We start from the raw sequence: 14,546 nt of genomic DNA on the forward strand, positions 1-14,546 counted from the left end.
GTATGGCGATCCTCTGCCCCTTGATGCACCACGAATGGGGAGGCGGGGGGTGAATCGCGCGCGATTCACCCCTCCCTAGGCGCTCATTTGAGCGGAGAGGTGGGTGGGGCACCCGGTGCCGCCAGAGCCTCCGTCGCCGTACGCACGATCGCATGGTCCTCGCCCAGCTCCCGGGACGCGATGTCCCGCACCGCCGTCCACTCGGCGCGGGCCCGGTCCGTCGACCCCAGGGCGGCCAGCGCGTCGCCCAGCCGCTGGCGGGAGCGGAGGGTGTCGGGGTGGGCCTCACCGCGCCGGGCGCGGCGTCCCTCGACGACGGACGTGAGGAGGTCGACAGCCTCCTGGGGGCGGCCCGCGGCGGTCAGGGCGACGCCGTAGCGGTGTCCGACGGAGAGCGTGGGCAGGGCGTCCGGGCCCATCGCGCGTGTATGCGCGTTCCACACGAGATCCATGAGTGCGGCCGCTTCCCCGTGGCGTTCGAGGTCCGTGAGAACCGTCGCCGTCCGGTGCCGGGTCTTCGCCAGGGACAGGCTCCACTCGGGCAGGGTGCGCTCCTCGATGACCAGCAGCTCCTGGAAGAGGGCGAGCGCCTCCTCGTCACGGTCCAGGGACGTCAGCACATGGGCCAGGTGGTAGCGGGTCAGCCCGGTGAAGGTGTCCTCCGGGCCCCGCTCCTCGCTCATGTCCGGCAAGAGGGCTCGCAGCAGGTCCGCCGCCTCCTCGGAGCGCTCCGCCGCGTGCAGCACGGTCCCGAGGTCGTGGCGGAAGCTGAGCAGGGTCCGCCGTTCCCGTGCGCCGAGGCTCTCCGTCTGCCCGATCAGCCGGTGCATCCGCTCCACCGCGTCGTCGTACTCGGCCAGGTCCGCGCGGACGAGCGCCTGCAGCTCGCGCACGAGCAGGGTCTCCCGGTGGTACTCGCCCAGCGCCTGCACGACGTGCGGCTCCAGCGCGTCGGCCTCGTCACGCGCCTCCGGGAAGCGCTCCAGGCCGCGCAGCGTCGCGATCAGGTCCCGCCGCGCCTGGAACGTGGTCCTCCGGTCGGGTCCGTAGTACCGCTCACTGGCCTCGACGGTGGCCCGGCGGAACGGCTCCGCCTCCTCGTACCGTCCGAGGTCGTCGAGGAGGTCCGCCAGACTGTCCGTGATCCGGATCGGACCCGCGCCCTCGACGTCCTCGTCGGCTGCCTCCACTTCCGCGAGACCGGCGCGCAGTTCGGCCTCCGCCTCGGCGTACCGGCCCTGCTCGGAGAGCGTGGCCGCGTACCAGGAGCGGGTGTGGAGTCTCGTGCTGAGCGTGACCGCGTCCCCCTCCTGCCACGCGAGCACCCTGGACAGCAGTTCCTCCGCCTCCTGCGACCGTTCCAGCCGGTGGAGGGCGTACGCCTGGTACTTCAGGGCCTGGGTGTACTCCCACCCGTACCGTTCGCCGTCCAACCGCTGGTACGTCGCCAGCAGGGCCTCGCCCTCCTCGACCGCCTCCGCGTAGCAGTCGTCGTCGTAGAGCATCTCCAGGAGGAACTGGCGGGCGTTGAGGGTGTAGCCGTGGTCGGGGCCGTGGACCTCGGCGGCGAGGGCGATGATCGCCCGCAGCTCGCCCGTCGCCTCGGCGGTCTCCCCCAGACCGCTCAGCGCGATCGCGAGGTGGCCCCAGGTGTTCCGGGTGACGAGATCGGTCCGCGTCCGCAGGACCGCCACGTGTTCGCGGATCAGCCCCACCAACTCGTCCCGGTAGCCGGTCAGCCCGCATTCGACGAGCCGTCGGCCGAGGGCGGGGACCTGGGTCACCGGGCTCCAGCCGAACCCCGGCTGCCAGCTCTCCGCGAGGTCCACGATGTGGTCGGCCTCCAGCACCACGACCCCGGGAGTCGACGGGTCGTCCAGCAACCGCTGCGCGAACGCCACCAGCGCCGGCGCCATCTCCTCCATCACGTACAGCTCGGCCGGGCCCACCGGTCCGTCGGGCTCCGGTTCCCCGTCGGGGGCCGGGTCGGGGGTGTCCGGGGGCGGGTCGGTGCGTCGCGCGTCGGTGAGGCCGAGGCGGCGCAGGAGTTCCGGGGAGGCCGCGGCGAACGGGCCGGCGTGGTCGGGGAGGCTCGTCGTGGCGTCGGGGCCGTCGCCGGAGAGCCGGGCACGGAACTCGGGTCCGGGGCCGCTGCGTTCCAGGAGGTACCTGGCGACGCGGTCGGCGGTGTCCAGGGCCACGGAGGTGCGGACGGTGTCGAGGAGCAGGTCGGCGACGCCGGGGAGGAAGGCGTACTCGGCGCCTTCGCCGGTCGTGCTCCGGTCCGAGCGGCGCAGCAGACCGCCGAGGAAGACCTCCGCGAGCTGGGCGCGGTGGAAGGTGCCCCCGGCGGCGCGGTGGGCCTCGTGGACGACGCGCATGACGGGCAGGGTGAGCGGGGTGACCGAGGCCAGGGCTCCGGCCAGCCGCCGGCCCTCCGGGGAGGCCGCCTCCCGGAAGCGGCGGAACCGCTCCTCGGGGGTGGGCGGGGGCGCCGGGGCGGGCGCCGGGGGCTCGGGGCGGGGGGCCGGGTCGGTGTCGGGGATCATCAGCACCGGCAGCGCGGCGCGGCTGTCGCCGTCGGCGAGGAGCGAGACCCAGGGGGCGAGCTGCCCTTCGGTCGCCTCCAGGACCGGGACGGGCGTGCCCTCGTAGGTCATCAGCTCGGGCGGGAGCACCGGGTGGCTGACGCGCAGGGTGCGGCCGGGGGCGGCGGGGTGGCGGGAGCGGACCCGGAGGCGTTCGGCGGGGTGGCCGCCGGGGGCGGGCCACATCCGTTCGGGCAGCGGCTGGAGGATCGCGACGGGGCCCTTCCGCGCCCAGCCCCGCAGCAGGGCGGGGACGGCGCCGGAGCGCCAGGCGGGTCCCACCGTGTCGGAGACCACCAGGACCACGGTGGGGCGCACCGGGTCGGTCCGCAGGACGGCCGGCGGGTGCGGGCCGGGGGCGAAGGGGTGGGCGTGCAGCAGCGGGCCGGGGCCGCCGGAGCTGTCGAGGCCGTGGACGCGGAGGTCGTGGAAGGTGCCCTGGCTCTCCAGCAGGGCGCGGACCTCGGCGGCGTACCGCTGCCAGAGCACCATGGAGGGGCCGTCGTCGACCACGAGGACGGCGCTCAGCCAGCGTTCGGGCCGGGGCCGCAGGACGGGTTCGGGCAGGGCGGACTCGGCCATCCGCTCGACGGTCGCCGCCTCGTCGAGCACCAGGTCGGTACGGGAGGCGACCGTGCGGCGCAGCGGGCGCATCGCCCGGTTCAGGGCGCGCTGGGACTCCAGGGACCGCACCCCGGTCACGCCGACCGGGCGCGAGGTGCGGCCCGCCGCGGTGCCGTCGGCGGCGGGGGCGTACAGGCCCTGGGGCTCGGCGCGTTCCGGTTCGGGTTCGGGCAGCACCGGCAGGTCGTGGCCGGACCGGCGCGTGTCGTGGTCGCGGGCCGCCTCCTCCGGTTCGAGGGGGCGGACCGGGCGGGCGTCCGGCTCCGGACCGGGTGGCGGCTCGTCCCCCGGCCCGCCCCGCCGCCGCACCTCGGCGATCCACAGGACGTCGAGCAGCTCCTCGGTGGACAGGTCCACCCCGGCGCGGCCGAGCAGGGAGGTGAGCCGGTCGAACATCAGGCGTCCAGGTCCCCGAGCGAGCGGAACACCGTGTCGCGCAGCTTGTCGAAGTCCATCGCCGCGCCCGAGACGCGCAGATGGACGGCGTTGAGCAGCTGGTCGGTCGCCAGGTCGTGCGCCTGGTTGTCGCGCAGCCGCAGGAATTCCTCGATCAGCCGCTCGGCCTGTGCGGCGGCGTCCGTGCCGAGGTGCATGCCGACGATGGAGCGGAGCTGTTCGGCGTCCGGCTGCTTGAGGTCCAGGCGGACGCAGCGGCGCAGGAAGGCGGGCGGGAACTCGCGTTCGCCGTTGCTGGTGATGACCACGACGGGGAAGGTGCGGCAGGTGACCCGGCCGCCGGTGACGGTGACCCGGCCGTCGTCCGGGCCGGTGACCCGGACCTGCGCCGAATCGCCCTTCAGCCGGGCCAGTTCGGGGATCTCGTAGGTCCCCTCCTCGAACACGGTGAGCAGGTCGTTGGGCAGGTCGACATCGCCCTTGTCCAGCTCGTCGATGAGCAGCACCCGCGGTGCGGCGCGCGGCAGGAGGGCGGTGCCGAGCGGGCCGAGCCGGAGGTAGTCGCCGATATCGGGCTCGGCGGTGTCCTCGTCGGCGGCGCCGCCGCGCAGCGAGGCGTCCCTGAGCCGGCCGACCGCGTCGTAGCGGTACAGCCCCTCGGCGAGGGTGGAGCGGCTGTTGACCGCCCAGTGCAGGACCTCGCCCAGGCAGAGTTCGCGCGCGACGGCTCGGGCGAGCGTGGACTTGCCGGTGCCGGGAGGGCCGGTGACGAGCAGCGGGCGGTGGAGGTGGAGGGCGGTGTTCACGATGTCGCGGTCGGTCTCGGAGATCACGTACCGGCGCCGGGGCCGCTCGGGCGCCGTCTCCTCGCCCTCCGCCGGGGCCTCGCCGCCGCCGAAGGTCCGCCACGGCGGCGGCGCGGGCCACGCGGTGACGGGATGCGGCTCGATGTCGCCTCCGTGGAAGAGCCGCCAGTCGGTGCTCATCGGTTCCCTCGTCTCGTGCTTCTCATGGTGCGGACAGATCGAGGCGCGGGGGCAGTTGCCGTTCCGGGTCGTCCCAGAGGAGGGCCAGCCCGCCACGCGGGTGCGTGTCGTCGCCGTCGCAGTCCGCTCGCAGCCTACGCAACCGGGCGGGCAGTTCCGGCAGCGGACAGTCCGTCAGGAGGTTCTTCAACTCCTCTGCGGCGCGGTCCGGTTCGCCGTGGCCGCACCAGACCATCACGGGGACGCCGCCGAAGACGCAGGCGGTGAAGACGTCCGTGCGCGGGGCGGCGGACCCTGCGGCGGACCCGTCGGCGGTCACGACGACGCCCGGCGCGTCCTCGCGGGCGCTCACGAGACCGTGCGCCGCCTTCATCGTGGGCAGGTCGCCGGGGAGCCAGTGCAGGTCCCCGGTCCGGGCGTGCGCCACCTGCTCCCAGCGGCCGCGCCAGAGGTGTTCCTGCTGGGGGCGGCGGTGCTCCGTGCAGCGGACGGCGACCGGGAACTCGGCCCCCAGCGAGCGTTCGAAGGGGCCGTCGGACCCGATCTGCCAGCGGTGGACGTCCAGTTCGAGATCGCGGGCGTCCAGGAAGAATTCCACCGGGGTGCTGTTGACCCGCCCGTGCCGGGCCAGGAGCGTGTCCACCGCGCGCTCGATCGCGGCCGGGGCCACGGGCGTGTCCCGGACCTCGACGGACTCCGCGCCCGAGGCGCCGTGCGTCCACACCTGGTACGTGCGGTGCCCGGCGGGTCCGGACGGCGCGGACAGCCGGATCTGCACCCGTTCGTCCGCCGTCCCCGCGGACGCGGCCTGTTCGGCGAGCGTGGCGCGCCGGTCGGCCAGGACCGCCGGCAGGGCGGCGTCCAGCCGGCGCGCGCAGGCGTCCGACCACTGCCGCAGCTCCTCGGCGTACGGGCCGTCCCCGGCCGCGGCGGCGGCGCGTTCGACCGTGCCCAGCAGCCGGGGCAGCCGGGGCAGGTCGGGGAGCAGGGCCTCCAGGGCGTCGACCACCTCCCTCGGCGCGGTCGCCGTGAGGTCGGTGCCCACCGCCTCCTTGCGGGCGGCTTCCGTGAACTCCCGTGCCACCTCTTCGGGTTGGGCTTCGAGCAGGGCCATCAGGGTGTCGTACTCGGCGCAGAGCAGCCAGCGGTCGGGGGCCAGTCGGCGCCCGTCGGCCTTCATGGACACCAGGTCGGCCGGCTCCAGGCCGCACGGCGCGGCGGCCAGCAGGTGGATCAGGGTGGCGATGCCGTGCGGGCGGGTCCGGGCCCAGTCGACCAGGGTCACGGCATCGATCTCCGCCGGCTCGCAGGGCAGCGGTGCGGCCAGGTGCGTGCCGAGCTTCCGGGCCACCCGGGCCAGGGCGGGGCCGTCGTCGGCCAGCGCGGCGCGGACCAGCAGGGCCAGCCCGTCGCGCGCGGGGTTCCGTTCGGCGGGCGGCTTCGCCGCGGCGGGAAGCCTTCGGGGCGCGTAGTCCTCGTCGCTCGTCCAGTTGCGGCACAGCGCCGTCGGCACCTGGCCGGCACCGTCGCGTTCCGCCAGCTCGTCGAAGTGGCTCCGGATCCCCTGCCACACCTGGTCGAGATCGGGGGCGGCGGCCGGGTCCCGCCGGGATCCCGCCTCCAGTTCGTCCATCAGCTTCGAGGTGAAGAGACCCACCCCGTGGACGGACTTGGCGGCCTGCCCCGGCCTCGACGCCCGCATGACGAACAGCGGGCGCTCGACGTTGGCCTCCGTCCGGTTGGTGAGGGTGTCGGGGTCGGCGGCGTGGGCCTGCTCGCCCGGCCTCAGGGTCGTGCGGCACGCGTCCAGGACGACGACGGCGCGCTGTGCCGCACGGGCGGGCAGCCGGTCCGTACGCAGCAGGGAGATCAGGTTCTCGGCGTCCGCCCCCTGCGGGTCGCCGTCGCGGGACTCCGGATAGAGCAGGCTCCAGCGGTTGTGCGCGGCCTGGATCCCGTGGCCCGCCCAGTACACCCAGAGCCAGTCGACGTCGAGGGCGCGCAGCTCGTCCTGGAAGACGCGGCGGACGTGCATCCGGTCCGCCGTGCTGCGCCGGACCCCGGTGAACTCGGCGAGCAGCCCCTCGTTGCGCTCCAGGGGCGAGGCCAGCAGGTGCATGTGGTCCTCGGGGACGCCCCGGCCGCGCAGCCAGCGCATCATGCGGGCGGCGTCGTTCGCCGGCCCGTCCAGGTCCCAGCCCTCCCCCCGGGTCGCATACTGCTCGACCGCGACGACGACCGCGTGGGTGCGCCGCCAGTCGTGCCCGGCGGGCCTCACGGCAGCTCGGCCGCTATGCGCTCGTAGAGGCCCTGATGCGCGAAATAGCCGGTGTGGGAGCGGGGGAAGGGCTGGCGCAGGTTGACCCGCACATCGGTGACGCGGCCGGGGAACACCCGCTCCCCGACGAACCCGAGCAGGTCCCTGCGGTCGTACACGTTGATCCAGCGCGGGAACGTGGCGGGCAGGTCGTCGCCGCGCCGCAGCCCGGTCAGCGCGTCGATCTCGTAGAGGAACGGCGCCTGCGAGCCGACCGTGATCAGCAGGTCGACGCCGTGGGCGGGCTCCATGGCCAGCAGGTCGAAGGAGGCGATGCCGCCGAGGCTGTGGGCGAGCAGGACGACCGGGCCGCCCTCGCGCTCCCTGGCCAGTGCGACGGTGTCGGCGATCCGGGTGCGCAGTCCGGTGCCCCGGCCCTGGTAGCGCAGGATGTCGCCGCTTCCGGGGAGGATCTTGCCGGTCATCGGGCGGCGGCCCCTCTGGACGACGGGCGAGGAGGCCCACAGGAGCGGGTCGCCGAGCAGCCGGCCGCCGACCCAGGACGCGGCGCCCTTGAGGCCGCGGTCGGTGCCGCCGAGGCGGTCGGTGAGCACCCGGACCAGGGCGTCGCGGTCCGCGCCGTCCACCGGCAGCGGTTCCTCGGCGTCCTCGGTGTGCTCGGTCAGCCGGGTCGCGAGGGCGACGACCGCGCGGGCGGCCATCGCCTCGGTGTCGCGGCCCGGGGCGGTGCCGGAGAGCCGCAGCGACAGTTCCTCGGCGACGCGCAGGGCGGCGTCGTACAGCCGGGGGCCCAGCTCCTCGGCGAGCGCGGCGGCGTCGCCGTCGCCCGTCGTGTCCGTCGTGTCCGTCACCGGGCCTGCCCCGGCGAGGGCGCGCACCCGGTCGGCGAGGGCGTCCCACGGGTCGGTGCGGCCGGGCGCGAAGCCGCCGCCCTCGTCCTCCCGGGCGCTGTCCGCGAGCAGTTCGATCTCCGCGAACGGGTCCTGTTCGAGCAGCGCCCACACGGCGAGCGGATCGTCCGCGCCGTCGGCCCCGGGCACGGCCCGGTCCTGCTCCCGTTCCGGGAAGCTGGCACCGCCCAGCGCGAGATGGGCCCCGTAGGTGTCGCCCCAGTAGCAGGGCGCGAGCCTCACCTCGGGCCGTACCCGCGCGAGTCCGCGGGCGACCCGCTGGTAGGACTTCCGGTACGAGTCCTCCCGTACGCCCGTTCCGTGCACAAAGACAACGCTCGTCACGCGATCCCCCACTGTGGCCGAGTGACGCATTCTAACGAACGGACGGGCCGTCAATCCCGGGGTCGGTGACAGTGGTTGGGGCAAGCGGGTCAGCCGCCGGAGGTGTCCAGTTCGGCGTCGGCGCTCACGCCCGCGCAGTCGTACGGGTCCTTCAGCCAGCCGTCCGGGAGTGCCACGCGGTTGTTGCCCGAGGTGCGGCCGCGGGGGCCGTCGGCGCCGTCGGGCCAGGGCTGGTCCAGGTCCAGTTCCTGGAGCTGGGAGCCCAGCTCCTCCAGGGAGGAGGTGATCGCCAGCTTCTTGCGCATCTCGGAGCCGACGGCGAAGCCCTTCAGATACCAGGCGACGTGCTTGCGGAAGTCGATCACGCCGCGCGCCTCGTCGCCGATCCACTCCCCCAGCAGTGTCGCGTGGCGCAGCATCACGTCGGCGACCGTGCGCAGGGACGGTGCCTGCCGGGCCGCCGTGCCCTCGAAGGCGGCGACCAGGTCGCCGAAGAGCCAGGGGCGGCCCAGGCAGCCCCGGCCCACGACCACGCCGTCGCAGCCGGTCTCGCGCATCATCCGCAGCGCGTCGTCCGCGCACCAGATGTCGCCGTTGCCGAGGACGGGGATCTCGGGGACGTGTTCCTTGAGACGGGCGATGGCGTCCCAGTCGGCGGTGCCGCCGTAGTGCTGGGCGGTGGTCCTGCCGTGCAGGGCGACGGCGGTGACGCCCTCCTCGACGGCGATCCGGCCGGCGTCCAGGAAGGTGAGGTGGTCGTCGTCGATGCCCTTGCGCATCTTGATGGTGACGGGGAGGTCCCCGGCCTCGGAGACGGCTTCGCGGAGGATCGCGCGCAGCAGCGGCCGCTTGTACGGGAGGGCCGAGCCGCCGCCCTTGCGGGTGACCTTGGGGACGGGGCAGCCGAAGTTCAGGTCGATGTGGTCGGCGAGGTCCTCGTCGACGATCATGCGGACGGCCTTGCCGACCGTGACCGGGTCCACTCCGTAGAGCTGGATCGAGCGCGGGGTCTCGCTCGCGTCGAAGTGGATGAGCTGCATGGTCTTCTCGTTGCGCTCGACCAGCGCCCGGGTGGTGATCATCTCGCTGACGAACAGCCCCTTGCCGCCCGAGAACTCCCGGCACAGGGTGCGGAAGGGCGCGTTGGTGATCCCGGCCATGGGGGCCAGCACCACCGGCGGCCGCACGGTGTGCGGGCCGACGCGGAGCAGCGGGGAGGAAGGGGCGAGCGTGGTCATGCCCCCCATTGTCGCGTACCGGCGGAACTGCTCCGGTGACGGAGGCCCGCCGGGGCACGGCGGTGACCCGCTGTTGTCGGACCCTCGCCGTAGCGTGGCGGGGACGGCGAGGGACGCCGGCCCACGAAGGAGATCCATGACCTCTCGGACGCGCTTGGACCCGACAGCCCTTCCGCGCCGTACCGGCGGCGCGGCTCCCACCCGGCGCGGGCTGCTCGCGCTCGGCGGCGCCTCCGCGGCCGGTGCGCTGCTCCTCGCGGGGCCCGCGCACGCCGCCGCCCCCGGCCCCGCGTCCGCGACGGCCCGGCTGCGGGAGCTGGAGCGGGTCCACGGCGCCCGCGTCGGCGCTTTCGCGTACAACCTGGCGACCGGGGTGTCCGTGCGCCACCGGGCCGACGAGCGGTTCCCGGTGCTGTCCACGTTCAAGACGCTCGCGGCGGCGGCGGTGCTGCGGGACCTGGACCGGGACGGCGAGGTGCTGGACCGGCTCGTGCGGTACACGGACGCGGACTGCGTCGCGGATTCCCCTGTCACCCGCACCCCGGAGCATCTGGCGAGCGGGATGACGATCGCCGAGCTGTGCGACGCGGCGATCTGCGACAGCGACAACACGGCCGCCAATCTGCTGCTGCGCGAACTCGGCGGGCCGCGCGCGGTCACCCGCTTCGCCCGCTCCATCGGGGATCCGGTGACCCGGCTCGACCGCTGGGAGCCGGACCTCAACTCGGCCGAGCCCGGACGGCGCACGGACACCACCACCCCGGCCGCCCTCGCCCGCGACTACGCCCGGCTCGTCCTCGGGGACGTCCTGGAACCGCGCGACCGGGAGCGGCTGACCGGCTGGCTGCTGAACTGCCGGACCAGCGGCACGCGGTTCCGGGCCGGGCTGCCCCCGGAGTGGACGGTCGCGGACAAGACGGGTGGCGGTGCGTACGGCAGTTGCAACGACGCGGGCGTCGCCTGGACGCCCGAGGGGGTTCCGGTGGTGCTGGTGGTGCTGACGACCAAGCCCGACGCGGACGCGGCGGGAGACCATCCCCTGGTGGCGGCGGTCTCCGGCGTCCTGGCGGCGGAAGTCGTTAGTTAGGCGTACTATCCATGCATGCCCGAGCTCACCCATCGGGGACGGATGCTCGTACTCGCGATCTGCTGCATGAGCCTGCTGATCGTCAGCCTCGATGTCACCGTCCTGAACGTCGCCCTGCCCGCCATGCGCCAGGACCTGGACGCCAGTGTCTCGGGCATGCAGTGGACGATCGACGCGTACACGCTCGTCCTCGCCTCCCTCCTGATGCTCGCCGGATCCACCGCCGACCGGATCGGCCGCCGCAAGGTCTTCATGGCGGGCCTGGTCCTGTTCACCGCCGGATCGGCGCTCTGCTCGCTCGCGTCCAGCCTGGACGCGCTCATCGTCTTCCGCATGGTGCAGGCGGTCGGCGGCTCCATGCTCAACCCGGTGGCGATGTCGATCATCACCAACACCTTCACCGACCCCCGTGAGCGGGCCCGCGCGATCGGGGTGTGGGGCGGTGTCGTCGGTGTCTCGATGGCGGCGGGCCCGCTGGTGGGCGGTGTGCTGGTCGACTCGGTCGGCTGGCGGTCGATCTTCTGGATCAATCTGCCGGTCGGCCTCGCCGCCCTCCTGCTCACCTGGCGTTTCGTCCCCGAGTCCCGCGCGCCCCGGGCCCGCCGCCCGGACCCGGTGGGCCAGCTGCTCGTCGTCGCGCTGCTGGGCGCGCTCACGTACGCGATCATCGAGGCGCCCCAGAAGGGCTGGACCTCGCCGGAGATCCTGCTCTTCGCCGCCGTCGCGGCGGGCGCCCTGGCCGGTCTGGTGCTGTACGAACCGCGGCGTACCGACCCGCTGATCGATGTGCGCTTCTTCCACAGCGCCCCCTTCAGCGGGGCCACCGTCATCGCGGTCAGCGCCTTCGCGGCCCTCGGCGGCTTCCTCTTCGTCACCACCCTCTACCTCCAGGACGTACGGGGCCTGAGCGCCCTGGACGCCGGGCTCCACATGCTGCCGATGGCCGTCATGGTCTGCGTGCTGCCGCCGCTCTCCGGGCGGATCGTCGCCACCCGGGGACCGCGTATGCCGCTGCTGGTGGCGGGGATCGGCATGGCGGTGGGCGGGCTGATGTTCGCGGCCTTCGACGCGGAGACCGGCACGGCGACGATGTTCACCGCGTACGTCGTCTTCGGCGTGGGCTTCGGCGCGGTGAACGCGCCGATCACCAACACCGCCGTCTCCGGGATGCCCCGCGCCCAGGCGGGCGTGGCCGCGGCCGTCGCCTCGACCAGCCGGCAGATCGGGCAGACCCTGGGGGTCGCCGTGATCGGGGCGGTCCTGGCGGCCGGGACGAGCGCGGCGCACACCTCGGACGGAGGGATTCCGGCGGCCGGCTTCGTGGCGGCGAGCCGGCCCGCCTGGTGGATCATCACCGGCTGCGGGGTCTGCGTCCTGCTGGTCGGCCTGGTGAGCAGCGGGCGCTGGGCCCTGGCGACGGCCCGCCGGACCGCCGAACGGCTGGAGGGGGACGCGGCGGCCCCGGCCCCGCCCGGAGGCGCGCGGGAACGGCCGTCCTCGGCGCGCGCCCGGGGCTGAGGGACGGCGGCGTTCGCGGTCCCGGCGACGGCCCTCCCGCGCACGGGAACACCGGGCCGTCCGGGCACGTTGGTCCTGGGGGCCGCGCACGGCCCAGGGAGACATCGGCCACCGTGACATGCCCGGGGGGCGGCTCATGATGACGGCTCTGCTCGACCTCGACGGTCTGCCGCCGAGGGACCGGCTGACGGCGCTCAACGAGATGTTCCTGACGAGCAAGCACCCCATGGGCGTCGTGGGCGACGAGGCGGACGGCTTCGCCGCCTCGCTGCGCGGCGTGGAGCTGGCCTCGGTGCACATGGCGGAGCTGACCATGTCCCCGGGGAAGGTGGTGCGCTCCGAGAGGATGGTGCGGCAGGCCGATCCGGAGCTGGTCTCCGTGGTCGTGGCCGCGTCCGGGTCCGTGGTGCTGAGCCAGGCCGGGCGGGACGCGGTCCTGGACCCCACCACGCTCGCCCTGTACGACAGTTCGTACCCCTACGAGATCCGGCTCGACGGCGACGGCGGGACGGCGACGCTCCTGCGGGCCCACATCCCCCGGACGCTGCTGGGCCGGTCCCCCGCGCGGCTGCGCCCGCTGCTCGCCCGGCCGTTACCGGGCCGGGACGGCTTCGCGGGCATGGTCGTCCACCTGATGAACAGCCTGGCCGGCGAGGCCCACGCGTACGGATCGCATGACCTGCCCCGGCTGTCCGAGATCAGCGGCGACCTCCTCACGGCCCTGGTCACCCACCACCTCGACGAGCGGACGGATCCGGAGGACCCCTCGGGGCGGGGCGCCCTGCTGCTGAGCATCGAGGCGTTCGTCCGGCAGCGGCTGCACGATCCGGAGCTGTCGCCCCGGGTCATCGCCGGCGCCCACCATCTCTCGGTCGGCCATCTGCACCGGCTGTTCCACACCCGCGGCACCACGCCCGCGGCCTGGATCCGGGGTCTGCGCCTGACGTACGCGGGCCGGGACCTGCGCGATCCCGCGCTGCGCGAGGTGACCGTGCACCAGATCGCGACGCGCTGGGGCTTCAGGGACCACTCGACCTTCACCCGCAGCTTCCGCACGGCGTACGGGATGTCGCCCCGGGACTACCGCCACGTCCCGCCGGGTCCGGGAGGTGTCCTGCCGACGCCGGGCTGACGGCCCGGCACACCGGTCCGGGCCGGGGCGGCGCGGACCGGTGCTCCCGGACTCCCGTGGTCTCAGACCGCTTCGCTCTGGCGCTCGCGTGCGGGGGCGGGGGCCGGTTCCCCGGTGGCGAGGGGCGGCATCCGGAACATGAGGACCGCCGCGACGAGGCTGATCAGGCTGATCCCGCCGGCGTAGAGGGTGACACCGGCGGAGGAACCGGTGGCGTCCTGGAGGGCCACCGCGATCATGGGGGCGAGACCGCCTCCGATGATCGCTCCGGTCTGCATGACGAGGGACGAGCCGGAGTAGCGGACGTGGACCGGGAAGGTGTCGGCGATGATCGCGCCCTGCACGCTGTGCGTGATGGGCATGACCAGTCCCATCATCAGGAACGCGGCGAGCGTGACGCCCCGGGAGCCCGTGTCGACGAGCGGCAGGAAGACGGAGCCCGCCACCAGCAGCGCGCCCGATCCCGCCAGGAACATCCGGCGCCGGCCGAAGCGGTCCGCGACCATCGTCCACACCGGGATGAGGCAGCACCAGACGGCGGCGGCAGCGGTGACGCACAGCACCAGGTACTGCCGGTCGAAACCGACGGTCGAGGTGCCGTAGGAGAGGCTGTAGACCATGAACACATAGCCCACCGCCCCGCTGGCCACGGCCGCGAACAGGGTGGCCGCGAGCCTCGGGAAGCCGACCTTGAGGGATTCCCGCAGCGGGTTGGCGACCACGCGGTCGGCGGAGACCGCGGCGGCGAACGACGGCGACTCGGCCACGCGGAGCCGTACGAACAGGCCGAGGACGACCAGGATCCCGCTGAGCAGGAACGGGATCCGCCAGCCCCAGGCGGTGAAGGCCGCGTCCGGCATCACGGCGCCGGTGGTGAGGATGACCAGGTTCGCCAGGACGAGGCCGGCCGGCGTGCCCATCTGCGGGAACCCCGCGAACAGGTTCTTCCTGCCGTCCGGCGCGTGCTCCATGGACAACAGCGTGGCGCCGGCCATCTCGCCGCCGAGGGCGATGCCCTGCACGAAGCGCAGCAGCACCAGCAGGACCGGGGCCCAGACCCCGATCACCGCGAAGGTGGGGACGAGGCCGATGAGGGTGGTGGCGATCCCCATCATCAGGAGGGAGACGACCAGGGTTCCCTTGCGGCCGACGCGGTCGCCGAAGTGGCCGAACACCAGGCCGCCGACGGGGCGGGCGGCGAAGCCCACGGCGAAGGTGCTGAACGCGGCCAGCGTGCCGGCCGTGGGGCTCAGCGAGGGAAAGAACTGCGAGTTGAAGACGAGGGCGGACGTCGTCCCGTAGACGAAGAAGTCGTAGCCCTCCAGCACGGTGCCGCTGAGGGTCGCCAGGGCGACCCTGCGGGTGGCCCGGCTGTCGTGGGTGCTGGGGGTGTTGGCGGTTCTTGGAGTGCTGCTTCCGGTACTGCGGCTGTTCTTCATACCGTGGCCCTGTCAGGTCGGCGGG

General features: G+C 74.2%; 9 protein-coding genes. 3 read left to right on the forward strand and 6 right to left on the reverse strand.

The genetic code is table 11. The features are described 5' to 3' along the window. Positions 1-83: 83 nt before the first annotated feature. The 5 genes from ACFVDM_RS04465 to dusB all read right to left on the reverse strand — a co-directional run bounded on the left by ACFVDM_RS04465 (position 84) and on the right by dusB (position 9,345). Positions 84-3,608 carry an SAV_2336 N-terminal domain-related protein gene (locus tag ACFVDM_RS04465; protein ID WP_383633039.1) on the reverse strand — a complete coding sequence of 1,175 codons (3,525 nt, stop codon included), beginning with the start codon at positions 3,606-3,608 and terminating at the stop codon, positions 84-86. Then, positions 3,608-4,594: an AAA family ATPase gene (locus tag ACFVDM_RS04470; protein WP_383633042.1), complete on the reverse strand. Its 987-nt coding sequence runs from the start codon at positions 4,592-4,594 to the stop codon at positions 3,608-3,610. Before ACFVDM_RS04470 ends, ACFVDM_RS04465 begins: the two co-directional genes overlap by 1 nt. Before the next feature lie 22 nt (positions 4,595-4,616). Further along, complete coding sequence (locus ACFVDM_RS04475) at positions 4,617-6,872, reverse strand: caspase family protein (protein ID WP_383633045.1); 2,256 nt, start codon at positions 6,870-6,872, stop codon at positions 4,617-4,619. Continuing rightward, the gene (locus tag ACFVDM_RS04480; RefSeq protein WP_383633048.1) at positions 6,869-8,107 is read right to left on the reverse strand and encodes a hypothetical protein; all 1,239 of its coding nucleotides are present in this window, start codon (positions 8,105-8,107) and stop codon (positions 6,869-6,871) included. The genes ACFVDM_RS04475 and ACFVDM_RS04480 overlap by 4 nt, the downstream gene beginning before the upstream one ends. A gap of 89 nt (positions 8,108-8,196) precedes the next feature. Further along, positions 8,197-9,345 (reverse strand): tRNA dihydrouridine synthase DusB, encoded by a 1,149-nt coding sequence (gene dusB, locus ACFVDM_RS04485; protein WP_383633051.1) that lies wholly within the window; start codon positions 9,343-9,345, stop codon positions 8,197-8,199. A 136-nt stretch (positions 9,346-9,481) separates the two neighbouring features. On the opposite strand from dusB, the gene bla reads away from it, so the two are divergent. The 3 genes from bla to ACFVDM_RS04500 all read left to right on the forward strand — a co-directional run bounded on the left by bla (position 9,482) and on the right by ACFVDM_RS04500 (position 13,082). Then, positions 9,482-10,432 carry a class A beta-lactamase gene (bla, locus tag ACFVDM_RS04490; RefSeq protein WP_383633054.1) on the forward strand — a complete coding sequence of 317 codons (951 nt, stop codon included), beginning with the start codon at positions 9,482-9,484 and terminating at the stop codon, positions 10,430-10,432. A 15-nt stretch (positions 10,433-10,447) separates the two neighbouring features. Then, entirely contained in the window at positions 10,448-11,950 is a 1,503-nt protein-coding gene (locus ACFVDM_RS04495) for an MFS transporter (protein WP_383633057.1), read from the forward strand. A gap of 136 nt (positions 11,951-12,086) precedes the next feature. Then, positions 12,087-13,082, forward strand: a complete 996-nt coding sequence (locus ACFVDM_RS04500) for a helix-turn-helix domain-containing protein (RefSeq protein WP_383633059.1) — start codon at positions 12,087-12,089, stop codon at positions 13,080-13,082. Between the two features lie 62 nt (positions 13,083-13,144). Here ACFVDM_RS04500 and ACFVDM_RS04505 read toward each other — a convergent pair whose 3' ends face one another. Further along, positions 13,145-14,521: an MFS transporter gene (locus ACFVDM_RS04505; protein ID WP_383633062.1), complete on the reverse strand. Its 1,377-nt coding sequence runs from the start codon at positions 14,519-14,521 to the stop codon at positions 13,145-13,147. Positions 14,522-14,546: the final 25 nt, after the last annotated feature.

Origin of the sequence: Streptomyces sp. NPDC057682, assembly GCF_042799575.1 — a bacterium.
GTDB lineage: Bacteria > Actinomycetota > Actinomycetes > Streptomycetales > Streptomycetaceae > Streptomyces.